The sequence below is a fragment of the Nonlabens ulvanivorans genome (assembly GCF_000732625.1).
GTDB lineage: Bacteria > Bacteroidota > Bacteroidia > Flavobacteriales > Flavobacteriaceae > Nonlabens > Nonlabens ulvanivorans.
The window spans coordinates 20,019-41,679 of record NZ_JPJI01000004.1 but is presented as its reverse complement, the minus strand read 5'-3'; the positions used below and the strand labels follow the sequence as shown (position 1 = coordinate 41,679).

The 21,661-nt window shown below is 34.7% G+C and carries 20 protein-coding genes; 9 read left to right on the top strand and 11 right to left on the bottom strand.

Annotation, left to right across the window (positions count from 1 at the left end; all coding sequences use genetic code 11):
* Window positions 1-2: 2 nt before the first annotated feature.
* Together IL45_RS00515 and IL45_RS00510 are read right to left on the bottom strand one after the other, a co-directional pair.
* Window positions 3-956, bottom strand: coding sequence for an MlaD family protein (locus IL45_RS00515; RefSeq protein WP_036579030.1), 954 nt, complete (start codon window positions 954-956; stop codon window positions 3-5).
* A 74-nt stretch (window positions 957-1,030) separates the two neighbouring features.
* Window positions 1,031-2,134 carry an N-acetylmuramoyl-L-alanine amidase gene (locus IL45_RS00510; RefSeq protein WP_036579029.1) on the bottom strand — a complete coding sequence of 368 codons (1,104 nt, stop codon included), beginning with the start codon at window positions 2,132-2,134 and terminating at the stop codon, window positions 1,031-1,033.
* Window positions 2,135-2,286: 152 nt separating this feature from the next.
* On the opposite strand from IL45_RS00510, the gene IL45_RS00505 reads away from it, so the two are divergent.
* Genes IL45_RS00505 through ppk1 form a run of 4 tightly spaced genes read left to right on the top strand, consistent with a single transcriptional unit; the run spans window position 2,287 to window position 8,414 of the window.
* Entirely contained in the window at window positions 2,287-5,010 is a 2,724-nt protein-coding gene (locus tag IL45_RS00505) for a putative LPS assembly protein LptD (protein WP_235183302.1), read from the top strand.
* Window positions 5,011-5,048: 38 nt separating this feature from the next.
* Window positions 5,049-5,444: a Rid family detoxifying hydrolase gene (locus tag IL45_RS00500; protein WP_036579026.1), complete on the top strand. Its 396-nt coding sequence runs from the start codon at window positions 5,049-5,051 to the stop codon at window positions 5,442-5,444.
* Window positions 5,445-5,446: 2 nt separating this feature from the next.
* Window positions 5,447-6,316: a nucleoside phosphorylase gene (locus IL45_RS00495; protein WP_036579025.1), complete on the top strand. Its 870-nt coding sequence runs from the start codon at window positions 5,447-5,449 to the stop codon at window positions 6,314-6,316.
* A gap of 46 nt (window positions 6,317-6,362) precedes the next feature.
* Complete coding sequence (ppk1, locus tag IL45_RS00490) at window positions 6,363-8,414, top strand: polyphosphate kinase 1 (RefSeq protein WP_036579024.1); 2,052 nt, start codon at window positions 6,363-6,365, stop codon at window positions 8,412-8,414.
* Window positions 8,415-8,435: 21 nt separating this feature from the next.
* On the opposite strand, the gene IL45_RS00485 is transcribed toward ppk1, so the two are convergent.
* Complete coding sequence (locus IL45_RS00485; RefSeq protein WP_036579023.1) at window positions 8,436-8,801, bottom strand: hypothetical protein; 366 nt, start codon at window positions 8,799-8,801, stop codon at window positions 8,436-8,438.
* A gap of 183 nt (window positions 8,802-8,984) precedes the next feature.
* On the opposite strand from IL45_RS00485, the gene IL45_RS00480 reads away from it, so the two are divergent.
* On the top strand, window positions 8,985-9,857 hold the full coding sequence (locus IL45_RS00480) for a substrate-binding domain-containing protein (RefSeq protein WP_036579021.1): 873 nt from the start codon (window positions 8,985-8,987) through the stop codon (window positions 9,855-9,857).
* A gap of 14 nt (window positions 9,858-9,871) precedes the next feature.
* On the opposite strand, the gene ung is transcribed toward IL45_RS00480, so the two are convergent.
* Window positions 9,872-10,537 carry a uracil-DNA glycosylase gene (ung, locus tag IL45_RS00475; protein WP_036579018.1) on the bottom strand — a complete coding sequence of 222 codons (666 nt, stop codon included), beginning with the start codon at window positions 10,535-10,537 and terminating at the stop codon, window positions 9,872-9,874.
* Between the two features lie 163 nt (window positions 10,538-10,700).
* Between ung and IL45_RS00470 the strand changes: the two genes are divergently transcribed.
* From IL45_RS00470 to IL45_RS14655, 4 genes are read left to right on the top strand one after another with little or no spacing between them, the layout of a single operon-like run.
* On the top strand, window positions 10,701-12,863 hold the full coding sequence (locus IL45_RS00470; protein WP_036579015.1) for an endonuclease MutS2: 2,163 nt from the start codon (window positions 10,701-10,703) through the stop codon (window positions 12,861-12,863).
* The gene (locus tag IL45_RS00465) at window positions 12,863-13,273 is read left to right on the top strand and encodes a thiol-disulfide oxidoreductase DCC family protein (RefSeq protein ID WP_036579014.1); all 411 of its coding nucleotides are present in this window, start codon (window positions 12,863-12,865) and stop codon (window positions 13,271-13,273) included. The genes IL45_RS00470 and IL45_RS00465 overlap by 1 nt, the downstream gene beginning before the upstream one ends.
* 60 nt (window positions 13,274-13,333) lie before the next feature.
* Entirely contained in the window at window positions 13,334-14,461 is a 1,128-nt protein-coding gene (locus IL45_RS00460) for an OmpA family protein (protein WP_036579013.1), read from the top strand.
* Window positions 14,462-14,465: 4 nt separating this feature from the next.
* The gene (locus IL45_RS14655) at window positions 14,466-15,017 is read left to right on the top strand and encodes a hypothetical protein (RefSeq protein ID WP_146128691.1); all 552 of its coding nucleotides are present in this window, start codon (window positions 14,466-14,468) and stop codon (window positions 15,015-15,017) included.
* Window positions 15,018-15,097: 80 nt separating this feature from the next.
* Here IL45_RS14655 and IL45_RS00450 read toward each other — a convergent pair whose 3' ends face one another.
* The 7 genes from IL45_RS00450 to efp form a co-directional block, all read right to left on the bottom strand.
* Entirely contained in the window at window positions 15,098-15,913 is an 816-nt protein-coding gene (locus IL45_RS00450; RefSeq protein WP_036579012.1) for a prohibitin family protein, read from the bottom strand.
* A 117-nt stretch (window positions 15,914-16,030) separates the two neighbouring features.
* A complete protein-coding gene (locus IL45_RS00445; protein ID WP_036579011.1) occupies window positions 16,031-18,052 on the bottom strand; it encodes a vWA domain-containing protein in 2,022 nt (673 codons plus the stop codon).
* A gap of 16 nt (window positions 18,053-18,068) precedes the next feature.
* Entirely contained in the window at window positions 18,069-18,815 is a 747-nt protein-coding gene (fabG, locus tag IL45_RS00440; RefSeq protein ID WP_036579010.1) for a 3-oxoacyl-[acyl-carrier-protein] reductase, read from the bottom strand.
* 69 nt (window positions 18,816-18,884) lie between these two features.
* On the bottom strand, window positions 18,885-19,757 hold the full coding sequence (sucD, locus tag IL45_RS00435) for a succinate--CoA ligase subunit alpha (protein WP_036579009.1): 873 nt from the start codon (window positions 19,755-19,757) through the stop codon (window positions 18,885-18,887).
* 32 nt (window positions 19,758-19,789) lie between these two features.
* A complete protein-coding gene (locus tag IL45_RS00430) occupies window positions 19,790-20,164 on the bottom strand; it encodes a nuclear transport factor 2 family protein (protein WP_036579008.1) in 375 nt (124 codons plus the stop codon).
* The gene (locus IL45_RS00425) at window positions 20,165-21,091 is read right to left on the bottom strand and encodes a UDP-3-O-(3-hydroxymyristoyl)glucosamine N-acyltransferase (RefSeq protein WP_036579007.1); all 927 of its coding nucleotides are present in this window, start codon (window positions 21,089-21,091) and stop codon (window positions 20,165-20,167) included.
* Window positions 21,092-21,094: 3 nt separating this feature from the next.
* The gene (gene efp / locus IL45_RS00420; RefSeq protein WP_006794937.1) at window positions 21,095-21,658 is read right to left on the bottom strand and encodes an elongation factor P; all 564 of its coding nucleotides are present in this window, start codon (window positions 21,656-21,658) and stop codon (window positions 21,095-21,097) included.
* Between the last annotated feature and the right edge of the window lie 3 nt (window positions 21,659-21,661).

Here is a 21,661-nt window from a genome sequence, read left to right as displayed (position 1 = left end):
AATTATTTAGTTGGGTCTTCTGGTTCTTCGTATGGTCCTGGTCTCTTTCCAAAGACAGAGAAATGGACATAACGTTTAGGATTAAGCTTCATATCCTGCAACAAGTCTGCTGCTTGTTCTGTTGCTCTTTCCAAATTTGTATAAAGTTTGTCGTCGGTCATTAACTTCCCTAACGAGCCTTCTCCATTACTTACTTTATCAAGTACAGTATTAAATTTCCCTATCGTTTCCTCTAACTGTTTTACTGTACCAGCTATTTCTACTTGTGCAAGAGTATCAGATATTTTAGCAAAATTCTCTGTTGTGACATCTAGGTTCTTAATAGTTCTCCCTAGACTTTCTTTATTATCTGCTAACAATGTATTTGCATTGCGAGATAAAGCCTTAAATTCTACAAGTGTCTTATTAAGCTCTTCTAATGAGGAAGTAATCGCAGCTCTAGCATCAGGATTAAGAGTTTTATTAACCGCAACTAGCACACTATCTGCACTTACTACCATATGTTCAATCTTATCTTTTAAAGGAATAAATTGATCCATAACTTCACCTTGTAAACCTTTATCTAGTTTAGACTTTAAGGTGTCTCCAGATTTTGCGACAATGGCGGTAGATTCAAAATTAGGAACGATAGCCAGAGCTTTCCCTCCTATAAGACTAGTACTGTAAACACTAGCTGTACTTTCAGATGAAAAAGAGAATTCTCCATTCACATGAAATTTTACAATAAGCCTACCACTATCATCTAAAAATTTAATATCGTCTATATTACCTACTCTTAAACCATTAATAGTTACAGGAGCAGACTTAGTAAGTCCTTCAACATTATCGTATACAGCATAATAGACTCTATTATCCTCTAAAAGATTACTACCTTTCAAATACGAGTAACCAAAAATAAACAGCGCTATCGCTACTACGGTAAGAATACCTACTTTAACTTCTTTGGATAATTTCACAGATACGGTGTTTTTGACAAATTTAAATAAAGCTACCTATTTTGTAGCCTATTCTCAACATATTTAGCAATACATTATAAACGTCTGGTCACACCATTCTCTACAACGACTATAAAAGCGCCATCATATCCTGCGTTATTGGCGCGTTTTTTAAGCTCGACTGCAGCTTCAAGATTGCTTAATTTACCAGTATAATATCGATAAATACCGCCTGATTTCTCTCTAGAGATTTCAGGAAGCTTTTTAAAATTATAAGATTTTGCAGCTACTTCATTAGAACTTGCAGCAATTTGAACCATGTAAACGATAGATGCCTTTTCAACGCTTTCCTTAGGAGCAATAATTTGAGACCCGTTACCTTCTTCAATATCAACAGGCTCTACCTCAAAGTTATTGATGTCCCTATTTTTTTGATAATTAAGAATAGCCTTAAAAATAGACTGTGCTACTTTATCTTGTCCCGCATTACTATTTAAGAAATTACGCTCTTCGGTATTTGTTATAAACCCAGTTTCAATTAAAACACTAGGCATGTAGGATAATCGTAACACTGCAAATCCAGCTTGTTTTACACCACGATTTTTTCTTTTTAAAGCTTCTTCAAATTTGGTCTGCACATTTGCAGCCATTTCTATACTGTTATCTAAAAAATCTTCTTGTGTTAAAAGGCTTGCTGCAAATGACGAAGGGTCATTAGGATCAAATCCTGCATACTTCTCTTCATAATTATCTTCTAATAGAATTACAGAGTTCTCTCTTTGAACTACTTCTAGATTATCATCACTGCGATGCAGGCCTAGCACCCATGTTTCGTTTCCTTTGGCACTTTTATTTGCCGCAGCATTACAATGTACAGACACAAAAAGATCGGCTTTTGCCTTATTTGCAATAGATGCACGTTCATGTAATTCTAAAAACTTATCTGTAGTACGTGTATAAACAACTTTAATATCAGGGTTTTTATTTAGTAAAGCGCCTATTTTCTTAACCACTTTGAGAGCGATATCCTTTTCATTTACGCTTCCTACTTTCTTTCCTGGATCATTTCCACCATGACCAGCATCTAGTACTATAGTGAACTTTTTACTACTTACAATGGTAGAATCTAAAGGCGTATTTGCCTGAATTACAACAGGAAAAGTGATTAATGCAATAATTAAAAGTATATACGTTTTCATTATAGTGTTCATAGGTGTTAAGGTGCTTTTGATAACTACGCTTTCGCGAAAGCGTAATTACAATAAAACGCATAAAAATTATACGTAGTTTTGAGGTTTCAAAAACCAGACCATTTCTATTAACGAATATAGTTTACTGAAGATTGCATTATTTGAAGAGGTACATTATTTTATCAATAGTTTTTTTAACAGCGAGCCTGATCTGTCATGCTCAAGAGCTGCCTAATAACAGTACCCCAATTCCTGCTGAAAAACCAGTTGAGAATGAGGATAAAAAACCACAACAACCTGTTGCAGAAACTATAGAAATAGATTTAGACACTTTACAACTTAATAAACCTAAAGATTCTACTAAGCGTAAACCTATCCTAGAGCACAAGCTTATCTCTAGTGCAACAGATTATAAAGAAATTGACCGTATTAACAATACCATCACGCTCTATAATGAGGCAAAAATTATATACGGTGACATTACTCTAGAGGCTGGTAAGATTATTATGAATATGAATACCGGTGATATTTTTGCCTACGGTGTAATTGACACAGCAGGTGTTTATGTTCAAAAACCGATATTTACTCAAGGACAAAATGTCGTTAAACCAGACTCTATTATCTTTAATAAAGACACACGCAAGGCTCTTACTTATAACTCTATTACAGCACAAGGCGAGTTTAATGTTAAAGCCGAAGTAACAAAGCGAGTGAATGACTCTGTTTACTATATGAAAAGAGCCATTTTCACGACTTCTAAGGACCCGAATAATCCTGATTATTACTTTCTTGCCCGTAAAATAAAATTTGTTCCAGGAGAGAAGATCGTTACTGGACTGGTCAATATGTATATAGCAGATGTTCCTACACCTATAGGATTACCCTTTGCATATTTCCCGATGACTACAGATCGTAAAAGTGGTGTAATTATTCCTTCTTTTGGTAACAACAATAATCAAGGATACTTTTTACAAAATGGTGGTTATTATTTTGCCATCAATGATTATGTTGACCTTACTGTATTAGGTGATTATTTTACAAATGGTAGTTGGGGTTCTAGAATCGAGAGTAGCTATAGAAAACGGTATGCATTTAATGGTAGTTTCCGTTTTTTATATGAAAATCAAATTCAAAGTGAACGAGGCTTTTCTGACTTCCAGCAAACCAATCGTTATAACATCAACTGGCAACACAGTCAGGACGCAAAAAGTAATCCTAATAGCCGTTTCAGCGCTAGTGTAAACCTAGGAAGTAGTCAATTTTTTAGACAATCATTTAATCAAGTTAATCAAAGTGCCACACTGGTAAACAACTTGAGTTCCTCTATTTCATATTCAAAAACTTTTCCTGGTGAACCTCAAGTAAATGTTACCACCACAGTTTCTCATAACCAGAACACCAATACAGATGTAGTCAACCTGACCTTACCAACTTTACAGGCTAGTGTGTCTAGAGTTTTCCCATTTGCACCTAAGGAAGGTGCAAAAAAAGGGTTAATCCATAACATTAACCTTCAATACAATTTGAGAGGAGAAAATCGTATTGCTACTACTGATGATGATTTTTTAACCAGTAAAATGTTTGATGGTGCCATAAGTGGTTTACGTCACACGATTCCTATTTCTACAAATTTTAAAATAGCAAATTACTTCTCTGTTGGTTTAAATGCGAGTTATGATGAATCATGGGTTTTTGAAACCTATAGACAGTTTCTCGAAGACAACGGATCTGGAGGATTTAATACAGTACGTGATACGGTAAGCGGTTTTGACGCATATCGTACTTATAACTATGGTGCTAGTATAGGAACTACAGTTTATGGTAACTGGAAATCGACTGATAAAGAGTCTAAGATACAGGCCATAAGACACGTGATGAGACCTAGTGTAACCTATAGTGCAAATCCTAGTTTTGAACAGTATTATGATCGATTATTGGATGAGCAAGGGCTAGACGTGTCTGAAGAAGAACGTTTCTATAGTCGTTTTGAAGGTACGCTTTATAATGCGCCTGGTAGGGTATATTCTAGTAGTTTAGGTATAGGTCTTCAAAATACACTTGAGGCAAAGGTAAGAGACAGAGATTCTACTAAAACCGAACTCAAAAAGATATCTTTAATCAAATCATTTAACGTTAACACATCCTACAATCTCGCAGGAGATTCTTTAAACTGGAGTCCTTTACAATTGAGAGGTGTTATCCCTATTTATAAAAATATTGATTTAAATCTGGATGCAAATTTAGATCCATATGCATTAGATAATACAAATCAACGCATCGATCGATTCAACATCAATAATGGTGGTAGTTTATTCCGTTTAACGCGTGCCGGTGCTCGATTTAATTTTAGATTGAGTAATACAGACTTTGAAAAACAGACCGATAAAAAGGATGACAAACCAGACGATCCTTTACAAAATAGAAATTTACAAAATGGTGGACGTGAAGATGATCTCTTTGGAGCATCCATAGACTATGCCGACGGTACTACCTATGATCAACGAGAACCTGAAAAAGAAAACGTTGATATAGACAAAACTAGATATCGTTTCAAAATACCATGGAATTTGAACTTTGCTTACACGATGACCTATAATAATGCGCAAAGACAAAATGAAATCAACAATCAGTCTTTAATGGTATCTGGTGATATAGAACTATCTCCACGATGGAGTGTCGGTGGTAATACAGGATATGATTTTGCAAATAAAGGTGTATCCTTTACCACATTGCGTTTTAACCGAGACCTAGAAAGCTGGAGATTAAGTTTTAACTGGACTCCTATAGGACCGCAAAACAGCTGGTTCTTCTTTATCGGTATTAAATCTGGTGCATTAAGTGACATTAAGTGGGATCAACGTAAGCAACCAGATCCGCAGTTCTAGAACGCGCCTCTACTCCTATTTTTAACTATATTTATCTAATGAAAAAAATCATATACACAGACCTTGCTCCTAGTCCTATAGGACCTTATAATCAAGCTGTACTCGTAGACACACCACATCAAAAAACTTTATATACTAGTGGACAGATCGCTATCGATCCAGCAACTGGAGAATTAAAAATAGATGACCTTAAAGAAGAAACTCATCTAGTGATGAAACACCTAGAAAGTTTATTAAAACAAGTTGATATGACCTTTGAAAATGTGATAAAGACATCCATTTTTTTGAGTGATATGAGCAATTTTGCGATAGTTAATGAAGTATACGGCAGTTATTTTAATGAAGCTACTGCACCTGCCAGAGAAACGGTAGAAGTAGCTAATCTACCTAAGTATGTAAACGTTGAAATTTCAGTAATCGCAATGACTTTTTAATTATGTCTCTAGAAGCATCAGAACTTATATTAAACGATGATGGAAGCATCTATCATCTCAACTTACAGCCGCATCAACTAGCACACACCATTATAACGGTAGGTGATCCTGATCGTGTAGGTGAAGTTTCAAAACACTTTGACACCATTGAGCACCGTGTAGGGAAACGCGAGTTTCACACGCATACAGGTACTTTAAAAGGTAAACGTATTAGTGTCGTATCCACTGGTATTGGTACTGATAACATAGATATTGTGTTTAATGAACTAGACGCGTTAGTTAATATTGATTTTGAAACACGCACCATTAAATCGCAATTGACACAATTAGATATTATTCGAGTTGGAACTTCTGGAGCTGTACAATCTGATATTCCAGTGGATTCTTTCCTATTATCACAGCGAGGAATTGGTTTTGATACTTTATTTCACTGGTATGACAATGATGGTGGTGATTCCGCTTTCGCGAAAGCGGTGGCAGAACAATTATACCTATCAGAACTAGCAGCAAGACCTTATACTGTGAATTGCGATCTACAACTTGCTGAAATTTTTAAAAGCGATGAAGTATTAATAGGAAATACGATTACTAACGTAGGATTTTATGGTCCGCAAAGTAGACAGTTGCGATTGAAGCCTGCTCATCTTCATTTAAATTCGAGTATTGAATCATTTAACTATGATGGAGAAAAATTAACAAATCTCGAGATGGAAACTGCGGGAATCTATGCTATGTCCAGTCTGTTAGGACATCGTGCCGTATCTTTAAATGCTATTCTAGCCAATAGAGCGACTGGAGAATTTTCTAAAAACCCTAAGTCGATTGTAGAAAAATTGATAACATTTACCTTACAACAAATCGTTGATAATTAACAAGGCTTTTACGCAAATCCTTTAACAGAGTTTGTATTTTTCAAATGTGAAAAAACAAACTAAATATCCCATAAGACATAGAGACCTTAACTGGTTAAGCTTTAACGACCGTGTACTTCAAGAAGCAAATGATTCTTCAAATCCACTATACGAGCGATTAAAATTTATCAGTATATTTTCTTCAAATCTTGATGAGTTTTTTAGAGTGCGTGTTTCTCAGTTGCGCCAGATTAAAAAGGTAAAAAAGAAACTGCGAAAGAAGCTTGCCCTAAGACCCAATAAAATTCTCAAAGAGATATTATTAAAAGTAAATGAGCAGCAAGAAGAATTGGGCGCTATCTTTTATGAGTCTATTGTACCAGAATTAAAGGAAAATGGTATTCAATTGCTATCTTATGAAGAGCTCATAGAGAATTATAATGAAGAAGCACAGAGTTATTTTAAAGAACACATAGAAGAGTTAATAGAACCAATAACGATTAAAGCTACTACCGATTCAGGCGTGTTTCTTGAAAATAGCGAGCTGTATTTTCTAGTCACTTTTATGTCAGAACATCACTATGGCATCGTAAATATACCGTCAGATAAGTTAAAAAGATTTATCCCATTAAAGGTAAAAGACGGCACGCATGTGATTGCTTTTATAGATGATATTGTAAAGTCTCAGTTACAAACATTGTTTCAAAAACAAGATGTTTTAAGAGCTTATGCAATCAAATTATCACGCGATGCAGAGTTGTATCTAGAACAAGAGGTGGATGTAGATCAAACGCTAGCAGATCAAATTTATGAGTCGTTAAGTCAGCGATTAAATGGTCAACCTACTAGATTACTATATGACAGTACTCTTCCTAAAGAAGTTCGTAAAAACTTAAGGAAAAGTCTTGGTTTAGGAAAAATAGACATGGTTGCCGGTGGTAATTATCACAACTTTGATGATTTCATTAAATTTCCGGATTTAACAAATAACAAATCCTTGAAAGCTAAAAAACTGGATCCTATTAAGCATAGGTCTTTACATGGAACTAAGGATTATTTTAAAGTTATTAAAGAAAAAGATCAACTAGTACATTTTCCATATATGTCCTTTGACTATGTGCAAAATTTAATCAACCAGGCTGCAACAGATCAAGATGTTTTAGAAATTAAGATATCCTTATATCGTGTTGCAGATCATTCTGCCTTAACAGATGCTCTACTTCTGGCATTAGAAAATGGTAAAAAACTAACTGTTTTTATTGAAGCTAAAGCTAGATTTGACGAAGAGAACAATATTAAATGGGGACGCATCTTTGAAGAAAAAGGTGCTCAAGTCATTTATAGTTATCCTAAAATCAAGGTACATAGTAAGGTGTTACTAATCCTGCGAGAAGAGAAAGGTAAAGTACAACGATATGCATATATAGGTACTGGTAATTTTAATGCACAGACTTCAAAGTTTTACTGTGATCACGGACTATTTACAGCTCACAATAAAATTACCAAAGAGTTACATAGAGTTTTTAAAGTGCTACAAGGAGATATGATTATTCCTAGAGCAAAAAATCTATTGATATCACCTTTTACCACTCGCTCTACCTTTGAAGAACTTATAAGAAATGAAATAGATGCTGCCATTGCAGGAAAACCGTGTGGTATCACCGCAAAAATGAATCAGCTCGAGGATGAGAAGATGATCAAACTACTCTATAAAGCAAGTCAATCTGGTGTACCTATTAGGTTAATTGTTAGAGGATTTTCCAGACTTATCCCAGGTCTAGATAAAATAAGCGAACACATATACATGACCAGTATTGTAGACCAATTTTTAGAACATGGTCGTATTTATAAATTTCATAATAATGGAGCTCCTCTTATTTATACAGGTAGTGCGGACTGGATGACGCGCAACCTAGATAGAAGAATTGAAGTTCTGACACCTATTTATGATGAAGATATCTTTAATGAACTAGACGATATTTTAAACATTCAATTATCAGACAACGTAAAAGCGCGTGTTCATACTATAAATGAGGATAATACAATGGTTCATAATCAAGAAAAAGAGATTAGATCACAATTTGAAATATACTCTTATCTTTTAAAAAAACATCATTAGATAGGATTGACAAGCTGATGGTTATCGGATCGTAAAATTATAGGTGGTCGTTAAAACTCTTCTCACGTTGGATGAGTTTTCTGATAATTCCTTTGTTACGATAATCACCGACTGTGATCCTTCATACGACATCGCTGGTTTAAACGTATAAAAATATAGGTCTGTTCCTGTACTATTATCAAGTGTTATTTCACTCGTATTATAAATATTTGCTTGTCGTGTAATTTCATATATCTCATGGTAAGCAGCTCCATTAAGTAAGGTTTTAAACTCCTCATCTATATTTAATGTGACATTAGCTTCTCCACTTAAGGTTTCAAAATTATCGTCTGGTGTGCATGAAATAGTGATAAAACATATGGTCAATAGTATAAATATTGATTTCATAAGATTAATTTTTCAAAGTATTTATAAGTAATTACCTTCAACAAACATACCATACTTACCGAAACACGAACAGAACAAGGCACCTATTTATTCACATTATGTGATTATTTATTACAAGTACCAACAAATTATTAAGTAAACATTAGGATGAAGTAATCTATCTTTGTTAGACTTTTACTCATTATGACTACAATAAAGATAGGCGGCGTACCAGAGCATTTTAATCTACCATGGCATTTTGCTATAGAAGATGGAGCCTTTGAAAAAGAAGGAATTGATTTACAGTGGCAAGATGTTCCAGAAGGTACTGGACGCATGAGTAAATTACTGCGCACTCAAGAACTGGATGTGGCGTGTATTCTTACAGACGGAATCGTTAAAGATATTATTGCAGGAAACCCAACTCGTATTTTACAAGTGTATGTAGCATCTCCTCTATTATGGGGCGTTCATGCGCCAGGAACTATTGAAGCAGAAAAGACACAACAACTAGAAGACGGTAAGTTTGCAATTAGTAGATATGGTAGTGGTTCTCATTTGATGAGCTATTTATTGGCCAAAAGACATGGTTGGGATATTGAAGACCTAAGCTTTGAATTAGTAAACACATTAGATGGTGCTGTTGATGCTCTCTCTCAAAACAAAGCACAACTTTTCTTATGGGAACGTTACATGACACAACCTATAGTCGATCAAGGTATATTTAAAAGGTTAGAGACCATCGCTACACCATGGCCTAGTTTTGTTATTGCTGCAACGCAAGATTGTATTTCAGAAAAAGAAGAAGTCCTAGGAAAAATGCTAGCAATCATAAATCGTTATACAGCAGATTTTAAGCAAATACCTTCCATAGACCGGACTATAGCATCGCATTATGATTTACAGGTTGGTGATGTACAACAATGGTTGTTACGCACAGAATTTAGTGATGACCAATTATGGAACTCTACAGTCGATAAAATTAATGAGGAATTTAGTGCTGTAGGTATTATCGATAGAAAAGTCGCTTTAGATGAGCTGATCTATGATATTCCCAAAACGGATGAAGAAGAATAATTAAATGACTTCATTTACCATTGGATAGTCTCTTTACCCATCTTTAGAAGTATCTCATTCACCTGAGAAAAATGTTTATTCCCAAACCAGTATCCACGATTTGCACTTAATGGTGATGGATGACCGCTAGTAAGGATGTGATGTTTTTTCTTATCGATAAGCTTTGCTTTTCCTTTTGCAAATCCACCCCAAAGAAGAAATATAACATCTTCTCTTTCTTGAGAAATAGTTTTAATAACGGCATCTGTAAAACGTTCCCAACCTTTTTTTGCATGAGATCCAGCATCAGATTTTCGTACTGTAAGAACTGCGTTTAATAATAGTACACCTTGCTTTGCCCATCGTTCTAGATTTCCGCTTTCAGGAATAGGTAAGGAAAGATCAGATTCTATCACTTTAAATATATTCTTTAGTGATGGAGGATGTGCGATTCCATCAGCAACTGAAAAACACAAACCGTTTGCCTGTCCGTCACCATGATAAGGATCCTGACCTATGATGACCACTTTAACTTGATCTAAAGGTGCCGCATCAAAAGACGCAAAGATTTTACTAGCTGGTGGATAAACGATTTGATTTGAATACTCTGCTTTTACAAACTCAGATAATTCTTTAAAGTAATCACTATTAAATTCATCTTGTAGTACTTTTTGCCAGCTGCTTTCTATTGATACTTCCATAGTTTCAAATTTAAAAAAATAGCTGTTGTAATAAAGGCATACAAAACAATTTGTAAATCGCAGATCAAAATAGATCCTTAAGTTATAATTATAAAACTTACTTATAATTAATTCTAAAACCTGCGACTACTACACTGTGCTAGTGTATTTTTGTATAACAATTATGAGTAAAATTTCCAATAAAACCATTCAAGATTTAGAATTCAACGTAGTGTTGGATCAGGCATCTTCTTTTTGCACCACAACAGATGGTAAGAAAAACATGCTTTTACTTGAGCCACTTACCTATCGCAATGCGGTTAAAGACTCTTTACAACATACAAATGAGTATTTACAATCGTATGCTAGTGAGTACCGCATACCTAATCATGGGTTTGACCCTATAGAGAAGGAATTGCAATTACTAGGTATAGAAAATTCGACATTAGAAAAAGACAGTATTCGTAAACTAGCAGTACTGCCACGTACTGTAAATGAACATCTTACCTTCTTTAAAAAGCAGCAGCTTTTATTTCCTAAACTATTTTCTAGACTGGAGAAGATAGAAAAGAATGAATATGTCCCACAAGCAGTAGACGCTGTTCTAGATCGTTTTGGTGAGGTTAAAGATGACGCATCACCTGATCTTAAAAACTTAAGAAGAGAAATGAATAGTGTTAAAGGCCAGCTCAATGGTAGCTTTGGCGCAGCACTCAGTCATTACTCTCAAATGGATTATCTCGATGAAATCCGTGAAACGGTGATTGAAAACCGTCGCGTTTTAGCCGTTAAAGCCATGTACCGCCGTAAAGTAAAAGGTAAGGTAATGGGAAGTTCTAAAACGGGAAGCATTTCTTATATCGAACCAGAACGTGTGTTAACGCTTTCGCGAAAGCTTGCTGAACTAGAAATTGAAGAGGCAGAAGAAATCCACCGTATTCTTAAAGCTCTAACAGAGACATTACGTCCGTTTCTAGAAGAATTTAAGATTTATAGAGATTATTTAACTCACACAGACATTATCGCGGCAAAGTCTCGATATGCACAATCCATCAATGCTCTTTTACCTATTATGGTAGAACATCGAGAACTAGAATTAGTTGATGCTTATCACCCGTTATTGCTAGTATCTAATAGAGCGCGAAATGAAAAAACCTATCCACAAACCATAGGTCTTAAAGCAGACAATCGCATCATTGTGATATCAGGACCTAATGCTGGTGGAAAATCCATTACTCTTAAAACAATAGGTTTATTACAATTGATGATACAAGCTGGATTTTTAATTCCAGTTCATGAGAAAAGTAGAATGAGCATATTTAAGCATGTTCTTACTGATATAGGTGATAATCAAAGTATCGATAATCACTTGAGTACTTATAGCTATCGTTTGAAAAATATGCGAGGTTTTCTTAAAAAGGCCGATGATAAAACGCTGTTTCTTATTGACGAATTTGGTACAGGATCAGATCCAGAACTAGGTGGCGCACTGGCAGAAAGTATGCTAGAAGAACTCTATAGCCGTAAAAGTTTTGGTATCATCACCACACATTATACGAACTTAAAGATGCTGGCAAATGAATTGCCAGAGATGACTAATGCAAATATGCTTTTTGATGCGCAATCACTAGAGCCTATTTATAAATTACAACTAGGGGAAGCTGGTAGTTCATTTACATTTGAAGTAGCGCAAAAGAATGGTATACCCTACTCGCTTATCAATAAAGCAAAAAAGAAAGTAGAGCGCGGTAAAATAAGATTTGATAAATCTATCGCTGCATTACAAAAAGAGCGCTCTAATTTGCGTAAAAACAATGAGGCTCTTAGAGAACGTGAGATTAAAGCCACTCAAAAAGTTAATAAGTTAGACGATACTCAAGATCGTGTGCAGCAAAAATTACTGGACTTCCAAGAAATGTATGATAGCTATCAACGCTATATACAGTTAGGGAAGAAATTTGACGGACTGGCTAAGGATTTTTCAAATAACAAAAAGAAAAAATTATTAGTTGATGAGCTTATGAAGATGGTCATCACTGAAAACGTAAAACGCCAGCCAGCACCTAAAAAAACTGAGGCAAAAAAGCACAAGCAAGAACAAGGTAAAAAGAAGCAACTAGAAAATGAGGTTATCCAAAAGGTTGCAAAAATTAGGGAACAGAAAAAGAAAAACCCAAAGCCTGTTGTTGCTCCTAAACCTAAGGTAACACTTAAAAAGAATGATCGCGTACGCTTACTGGACTCAAAATCTGTAGGAACAATAGATCAGATTGAAAAAGGAAAGGCTACAGTTAATTATGGCATGTTTACTACCATTGTTTCTGTAGAACAATTAGAAAAGGTATAATGAAGAATAAGCAAAATGATGTGATTCTCTTTGATGGTGTTTGCAACTTATGCAATGGCGCCGTAACTTTTATTATTAAAAGAGACCGTAAAAATCATTTCAGGTTTGCTGCTTTAGAAAGCGATATAGGTGTCCTATATTTAAAAAAACATAATATCGATCCTGAAGAGGTCGATAGTATAGTTTTAATACGTGGTGAACGTGCTTATGTTAAAGCAAGTGCTGCCTTGCACATTGCTCAGAAATTGAGTGGATTGTGGCCTCTACTTTATATTTTAATCATAATTCCAAAGTTTATCTCTAATGCTATCTATGATTATATAGCCAGAAATAGATATAAATGGTTTGGAAAGCAAGAGAGCTGTATGATCCCTACGGAAGAGTTACGTGATAAATTCCTACATAAGTAGAATGAATCATTTGTTTATCAAAGGTCTAGGTTTCTTATATTTAGCGTTAAATTTAATTTAGTGAAGAACTTTTTTACAGGCACATTAGCCTTTATAGTCTACGCAGGCTTATGCTTAGCTGTTTTCGGCTATTTTTTTATAGGTCGACTATCTGTTGATGATACGAACTTAGTAGACCATAATATTATTGAAGAAGAACCGATTATCGATGAATTAATCGCAATTGAAATCGATTCCACTCCTTCAACCAATACTACCCTAGATCAACAATTAGATTCAATAGCTGCTGCAAAAGCCATGACTAATTCTATTTTGACCAGTGAAGATTCTCTTATCCCAATAGAAAACAATATTATAGATACAGATACGGTACAGCATGATTTGAATGATGAATCAAACATGGCTTTAAACAATAAAGAAACAACAGTTTATGAAGCCAATACTTTTATAATCACCGATCAACATGGAAATCAATTAACTAATTGTACCACCTTTACCACTATTTATAAAAACAACCCTAAAGTCAAAATACCATATCCTTGTAGAGCATATGGTAATGAATTGAAGGAAATTATCAATACTAATCCTAAAGCTCAAATTATAATCAATGGTTATGCCTCATCTACAGAAGATGCAGATATGGGAATGAGAAGAGCACAATATGTAAAGAGACTATTAACTAACATAGGTGTGAACGACAATCAAATTACACTTAAAAGTGCCATAAAAGATATCCCATTTAAATCAGGTATTGCACAAGGTGGAATAGATATTCAAGTACTAAACATAAATGAGAATTCTTCAATCAGTAATTCTACAAAATCTACTATAGTAACGGCAGCAAAACCATCTGTTACCGCAGGATCAGGACCATATGCTTATCAGAGATTTACTAAAGGATATCAAGGTGATTTCTTTTATGGCAATAGAGCTTTTACAGCCTATATAAAAGATATAGAGAACTATTTAAGTGAAAATCCTAGTAAAAAAGTTTATGTATATGCATATACGGATACTGTAGGTAATGCAACAGACAACTTTAACATAGGAAAGGATAATGTTAACACAGCAAGACGTCTAATGATACAAAATGGAATTACGTCTAATCGTATTGTTTCTATATCAAAAGGAGAAGAATCTTCTGGTGCCACTGGCAATAATCGCAGTATAGTAGTTATCGTAAAATAGAGATATGGAGTCATTTTTAAATTCCCAATGGGGTATATACTTAGTTCTCTTTTTGATGTTACTAGGTGCGTTTTTAATTGGATATCTTTTTGGTAATCAAAAGGATGAAAAACAAGTTGTTAATGATAAAGTTAAACAGGTTGTTGCACAAGTGCGAGAAGTAGAACGCAAGTTAGACCGTGTAGAAAAACGTGTCGAAATATCAGATTTAAGTGAACCTGGTCAAGTGCGTGCTATGAAGACTAGAGATCGAACTGGTAAATTGTCTGATGATGCTAAAACTGAGATTGTTGAAAGTGTTCTAGACCTAGAATTCATAGGTAAAGGCAATCCTTCACGTTCCGATGATTTCCAAAAGATTGTTGGAATCGGTCCTTTCGTAGAAGAAAAACTTAAAAGTATAGGGATAAACAGTTATGAACAACTCTCAAAACTACGCGATCAGGATACCGAAGCAATAACCACACTTATTGAGTTTTTTCCAGGACGTATACATAGAGATGATTGGAAAGGTCAAGCTGCTGCACTATTAAAGCTTAAAAATAAAGAGAAATAATTCTCAAACTTTAAAAGTCATAAAATAGAAAAGCGCAAATCTGACGATTTGCGCTTTTTTTATTTTACTTGCTTATTTACTTATTGATTTCCCAGTATAATAGGTAAACCACCGCTCTCGCTACCACCTATTACGATAACTTTTGAATTAGGAGATTGAGAAAGCATCAGTGTTGCCTCTATACCTTTTTCAGTTAAAATCTTATCTGTAAGTGAGGCACTTAAAATACGGTTTGCAACCGCTTTACCTTCGGCATCAATTTTTTGACGTTCTGCTTCCTTAGTTGCCTTAGTTAATCGGAATTCATATTCTAATGATTCCTGCTCTTGCTTTAACTTACGCTCGATAGCTTCTTTAATTTTAATAGGCAAAGTAACATCCTTTACTAAAACTCTATTCACAATGACATATTGAGTTTTAAGCTCTTTTTGCACTTCTTCAAGAATCTCTTGTTGGATGACATCTCTTTTACTAGAATATAATTGCTCTGGTGTATAACGACCGACAACACTACGCGCTGCTGCACTAATAGCTGGAGCAAGAATTTCAGACTCATATTGAGTACCTTTTTCTTGATGTAAAAATGGTAATTTATCATATTCAGGCTGAAACCATACAGTAGCATCTACTTTTACTTCCAGTCCATTTACTGATAGAACCTGCATTTTATCAGACACTGATTGCTGTCTAGTTGGATATATAATCATATCATTCCACGGCGCGATGATGTGAAAACCTTCTCCATATGTATTTTCAAGATCTACACCATTTCCTAAAGTCTTAAATAAAACACCTGCTTGTCCTGCTCCTATTACCACAGAACTTTTAAGAATAACAATGATTAATAAAACAACTGCTATGATGGCAACTAATCCTGCCTTGGGTAATTTTTCCATTATAATCTAAATTTAGTTTTGAAGTGTTAAAATACAACACAACAAATGAATTGATGGCAATGTCTAGTTAAAAAGCTGTATAACTAAAATCTAGAATTGTAGGTGTTTAATACCTTTTTATATAAGACCACTGTATTTTCTTAAGAACCATTCTAGACCTAATAACAAAAGAATGAAACCTAGTAAATACTGCCAATCTACTAAACTAGCATAGCTCGTACTAGAACGTTCCACAGGTTTTAAAAGAGGATTATTTAATAATTGAGTAATAACATCTTCTATCTGACCTTGATAATAAACTCCATCAATGCCCACTAATTTTTTCATACCTTGATCATGTGCGCTGATAAATTGTTTTTCTACGTCAAATTCTAAAATACTTAACGCACCGCTTTGACTCAATTGATCATTTTCTACCTTAACGGTGAATTTATAATCACCAGCTTCTAATCCACTTAAATCCACTGTATAGCTATTCCCATCTAAAATAAAAGGTCTTACCGTACGATTGTTAGATTTTTTATGAATTAATGTTATATTGAGTATACCATTATCTTCAAACTCATAATTCTTATCTAAGTATTGAGCATTAATAATGATTTTTTGGTTTTGATAATAAAAAGTCTTGTAATCAAGTTCTAATCGATTACGCCTTTTATTTGAAGCAAGGTATTGTATCTGACTACCTACTAACTCATCCCAATTTTTAAAATCTTTTTCGTCCAGATAGCTTTGTGCTCGCCATCTCCAGAATCCTTCAGCAAGAAACACTGCGTGTCTTGTCTCATTTTCTTCATAAGTAAACCACAACGGCTGTTGTGTCTCTACATCACCTATAGATTTGTAAATTAAAACATCAGGTGCTGTATTCATCTTTACTGCTCCAAAGGGAACTTGTACCGGCGGATAATCGTCATAACTGTAGTCTTCTAAATTAAAAGTTGTGTACGATGTATTTAAAATGGGTTGTACCTCATCGACTTCTTCATCCACTTCAATACTATAAGCGGTCATCTGACTATTTAAAAATTCATAATCCGTACTAGGTCCTGTAATAGTCCATGTATTTTTATTAAGCTGTTTGGCTTGGTTATACGCTTTCGCGAAAGCGTTATCAGGACTATAAAAAATGACCATGTTATAGTCATTTAAATCTGGATTATCGTCTGTATTTTGAATACTAACGTCACGCTGCTGGTTTGAAGCTATCGCTTTTTTGAGGGCTGCAATATCTGGATGTAAGACGTTACTTAAAATCAATACTTTAGTCTGTTGATCAATTACTTCTACAGCAAAATTGCGATTATTATTGCTTATGTTTTTCTCTAACGTTAGTGGTGTGAGCGATGCCTTTAAAGATTGGGTACCTACTTTTTTACTCGTTAGATTAAGGTTAACAATCTGAGAAGGGTTGTCTTTAGAGAAACGTATTTGTTCTTGATGCAAAGTCATATTTCCACTCGTTATTTTAAACTGAGTAGTGATAGCATCTGATCCACTATAAGTTGTGAAAATTTCTACAGGAAATTCATTATTTAAATAAGAGTACCGATTAACATTGAGCTGAGTGATCTTAAGATCAGGATAATTTGTAGTATCCCCATAAATCACAGGGAAAACAGCAGATTTTGCATCAATAGAAGCATAGCTATAACTATTACCACTAGTTTGATTACCGTCGGTAAGGATTATAATGGCTTTATTACGATCCTTGAATAATTTTTGTGGCTGTTCAATAGCGTTAAAGATATTAGTTTCAACACCAGCGAATTTTAAACTATCTAATGGTTTAATAACATCAGAAAATAGAAATTCTTGAACTTCAAAATTTTCCTTTATAGATGGATGATTGATTAAAGAATTGTAATCTGCTTTTAATTCTTCATCAGCTTTTAATTGGACTATAGAACTAGAATTATCAAGTTCTAATAATAATAATGGTTTAATAGTTTGATAAGTTGTTTTATCAAACTTAAGGTCTAAAAAAAGAATTAAAATAGTAAAAACCGTGAGAAACCTTAATAAGGCAAACCACGGTTTTCTTTTATTATTTTTTTTATTAGAAAATATATAACCATACTGGAATAAGGCTACAAGGGCTGCAACAATAGCCGCAAGAATAATCCAAAATATTGTCATATAATCAATCTATTTACTAGGTAAGCATACCACCATCCACGTTAAGAGTCTGACCAGTCACATAAGTTGAAAGATCACTACCTAAAAATACACACGCATTTGCAACATCTACTGGAGAGCCACCACGTTTTAATGGAATAGCATCTCTCCATCCTTGAACGACATCTTCATTTAATTTACCAGTCATTTCTGTCTCAATAAATCCTGGAGCAATAGAGTTACATCTAATATTTCTAGATCCTAGTTCTAACGCTACAGATTTTGAGAAACCTATAATTCCTGCTTTACTAGCGGCATAGTTAGTCTGTCCAGCATTACCTTTTACTCCTACGACACTACTCATGTTTATAATACTACCTGAGCGCTTTTTCAACATCGTACGTTGAACAGCTTTAGTCATATTAAACACAGACTTTAGATTCACTTCTATTACCTGATCAAAGTCTTCTTCACTAATACGCATTAAAAGATTATCCTTTGTAATACCTGCATTATTGATTAATATATCAACAGTCCCAAAATCTTCAACAACCTGTACAACTAGGTCTTGTGATTCTTGAAAACTAGCAGCATTACTTTTATAAGCTTTGGCTTTAACGCCTAGTGCGATGAGTTCTTTTTCTAATTCTAAGGCAGGTGCTTCAGAGCTGCTGTATGTAAATGCAACATTTGCTCCGTGCTGTGCATAGACTTGTGCAATTCCTTTACCTATACCTCTACTAGCTCCTGTAATAAGAGCCGTTTTACCTTCAAGTAATTTCATAGTTGGTTCAATTAAAAAAGTCTAGACTTCTCTTCATAAAAGAAAAGTCTAGACCATATGATTTAAAAATTAGCCTATTACTTCAGCTACTTTTTTACCTATTTCTGCTGGAGAATCTACAACGTGAATTCCACATTCTCTCATGATCGCTTTTTTAGCTTGTGCAGTATCTTCAGATCCACCTACAATAGCACCTGCGTGCCCCATAGTACGACCAGCTGGAGCAGTTTCTCCTGCTATAAAGCCTATGACCGGTTTCTTGTTACCAGTTGCTTTAATCCATTGTGCTGCATCAGCCTCTAATTGGCCACCTATCTCTCCTATCATAACGATAGCTTCAGTTTCTGGATCGTTCATAAATAATTCTACAGCTTCTTTTGTTGTAGTTCCTATGATAGGATCTCCACCTATTCCGATAGCTGTTGATATTCCATAACCTTGTTTTACAACTTGGTCAGATGCTTCATAAGTAAGTGTTCCTGATTTTGAAACAATACCTACTTTTCCTTTTTTAAATACAAAACCTGGCATGATACCTACTTTTGCTTCTCCTGGAGTGATAACACCTGGACAGTTAGGACCTACTAATCGACAGTTTTTATCTTTAATATAGTCTGCAGCCTTTACCATATCAGCTACTGGAATCCCTTCAGTAATTGTGATAATTACTTCAATTCCTGCGTCTGCAGCTTCCATAATTGCATCTGCAGCAAATGCTGGTGGCACAAAAATGATAGTTACGTTTGCTCCAACTTTCTCAACCGCTTCAGAAACAGTGTTGAAAACAGGCTTATCTAAGTGAGTCTGTCCACCTTTACCTGGTGTTACTCCACCTACTACGTTTGTACCATATTCAATCATCTGGCCAGCGTGGAATGTTCCTTCACTACCAGTGAAACCTTGTACTATAATATTAGAATCTTTGTTTACTAAAACGCTCATTTATATATATTTAAGTTGAGTTTTATTTTTTTTTACTTTTCGCTTGGGTGACTCGTTTGATGAATCTCTATGATTTTATTTTCTGAGACTTTAAAGATAGAAATAAAATACCCTATAGGAATTTCTTCTCGAGGATTTTCTACGGTTTTTACAAACACAGTAAATCGTGCTGCTACTTCATCCTTTTCACTGATCATGTGCGTGATTTCTGTTCTCATACTTTCATATGACGACGCAGTTGACTCAGTCAGTCTATAATATTCATTATAATTGTATTCTCTATAACCAGAACTAGCATGCCAGTGTGTTCTAAAATCTGGATGTATGAAATCTTTAAATAGATCAGGATTGATAAACATATCTGATTCTAAGAATGATCTTATAATTTTTTTAGCTGCTGCTGACATTTATTTATTTTTGATAAAGTTAGGTAACATTCTTATAGCTGCCAGCTCTCTAAACTTTTCTTTAGCATTTGAGGCTGGTGAACCGAATAATACATCACCTGGTTTAACATCTTTTGAGACACCACTTTGTGCCATTATTTCACATCCCTTTCCTAGTCTTATATCACTACGTATCCCTACTTGACCCCAAATCTTCACCTCATCTTCAATGATTACACAGCCTGAAATACCAGTTTGACTAGCGATAAGAACATGTTGACCAATTACTGTGTCATGTCCTATATGGACTTGATTATCTAATTTACTACCGCTACCTATCGTTGTATCACCACTCACACCACGATCAATCGTACATAAACTACCAATCTCTACATCGTTATCAATGACAACGCGTCCATTACTTAGTAATTTATCATAACCTTCTGGTCTACGTTTGTAGTAGAAAGCGTCTGCCCCTAACACAGTTCCCGAATGAATAGTGACATTATCACCAACGATACATCGATCATTAATTGAAACATTACTGTGTATGACACAATTTGTTCCGATGACAACATCATTACCTAAAAAGACATTAGGTTGTATTATGGATCCTTCACCTACTATAGGCGCTTTGGTATTCGCTTCCGCGAAAGCGTGAAACGGAGCAAAGTGTTGTGTTAGTTTATTAAAGTCTCTGAAAGGATCATCTGATATTAAAAGAGCTTTACCAGAAGGTGCTTCTACTTTTTTATTAATTAAAACAATAGTCGCATCACTTTGCAAGGCCTTATCATAATATTTGGGATGATCCACAAACACAATATCTCCTGGTGTCACTACATGAATCTCATTCATACCAGTAACCGGAAATTGATCATCACCTACATACTCACAATCTATGAGTGCAGCGATATCCTTTAAACGATGTGTTTGTGAGAACTTCATGTATTACTTCATGCGCTCGTGATAAGCACCTTTATCTGTATCAATACGTATTTTATCTCCTTCATTGATGAAAAGAGGTACATTAACCTCTGCACCTGTTTCTACTGTTGCTGGCTTAGTAGCGTTTGTAGCTGTATTACCTTTAAGGCCAGGTTCTGTTGCTGTAACTTCTAAAACTACATATTGTGGCATATCTACAGAAAGTGGAGAATCATCTTCAGTATTAATTTGAATTTTTACTACTTCACCTTCTTTTAATAGACCTGGAGCATCTAATACTGATTCTTGTAATTGAATTTGCTCATAAGTATCGGTATTCATGAAATGATAACCTTCAGGATCTTGATATAAAAATTGAAATGATTGAGTTTCTACTCTAATATCTTCAATTTTATGTCCTGCAGAAAAAGTATTATCAATCACTTTACCATTAGTAACACTTTTTAATTTTGTTCTTACAAATGCTGGTCCTTTACCTGGTTTAACGTGTAAAAATTCAACTATTTTATAAATATCGTGATTGTATCTAATACACAATCCTTTTCTAATGTCGCTTGTACTTGCCATATC

Excerpts from the sequence above, each read along its gene's own strand:
- IL45_RS00450 (WP_036579012.1), bottom strand. The coding sequence starts at position 15,913 with ATGGAAAAATTACCCAAGGCAGGATTAGTTGCCATCATAGCAGTTGTT.
- IL45_RS00480 (WP_036579021.1), top strand. The coding sequence starts at position 8,985 with ATGACTACAATAAAGATAGGCGGCGTACCAGAGCATTTTAATCTACCA.
- IL45_RS00510 (WP_036579029.1), bottom strand. The coding sequence starts at position 2,134 with ATGAAAACGTATATACTTTTAATTATTGCATTAATCACTTTTCCTGTT.
- IL45_RS00425 (WP_036579007.1), bottom strand. The coding sequence starts at position 21,091 with ATGAAGTTCTCACAAACACATCGTTTAAAGGATATCGCTGCACTCATA.
- IL45_RS00470 (WP_036579015.1), top strand. The coding sequence starts at position 10,701 with ATGAGTAAAATTTCCAATAAAACCATTCAAGATTTAGAATTCAACGTA.
- sucD (WP_036579009.1), bottom strand. The coding sequence starts at position 19,757 with ATGAGCGTTTTAGTAAACAAAGATTCTAATATTATAGTACAAGGTTTC.
- IL45_RS14655 (WP_146128691.1), top strand. The coding sequence starts at position 14,466 with ATGGAGTCATTTTTAAATTCCCAATGGGGTATATACTTAGTTCTCTTT.
- efp (WP_006794937.1), bottom strand. The coding sequence starts at position 21,658 with ATGGCAAGTACAAGCGACATTAGAAAAGGATTGTGTATTAGATACAAT.
- IL45_RS00465 (WP_036579014.1), top strand. The coding sequence starts at position 12,863 with ATGAAGAATAAGCAAAATGATGTGATTCTCTTTGATGGTGTTTGCAAC.
- IL45_RS00485 (WP_036579023.1), bottom strand. The coding sequence starts at position 8,801 with ATGAAATCAATATTTATACTATTGACCATATGTTTTATCACTATTTCA.
- fabG (WP_036579010.1), bottom strand. The coding sequence starts at position 18,815 with ATGAAATTACTTGAAGGTAAAACGGCTCTTATTACAGGAGCTAGTAGA.
- IL45_RS00445 (WP_036579011.1), bottom strand. The coding sequence starts at position 18,052 with ATGACAATATTTTGGATTATTCTTGCGGCTATTGTTGCAGCCCTTGTA.
- IL45_RS00495 (WP_036579025.1), top strand. The coding sequence starts at position 5,447 with ATGTCTCTAGAAGCATCAGAACTTATATTAAACGATGATGGAAGCATC.
- IL45_RS00430 (WP_036579008.1), bottom strand. The coding sequence starts at position 20,164 with ATGTCAGCAGCAGCTAAAAAAATTATAAGATCATTCTTAGAATCAGAT.
- IL45_RS00500 (WP_036579026.1), top strand. The coding sequence starts at position 5,049 with ATGAAAAAAATCATATACACAGACCTTGCTCCTAGTCCTATAGGACCT.
- ung (WP_036579018.1), bottom strand. The coding sequence starts at position 10,537 with ATGGAAGTATCAATAGAAAGCAGCTGGCAAAAAGTACTACAAGATGAA.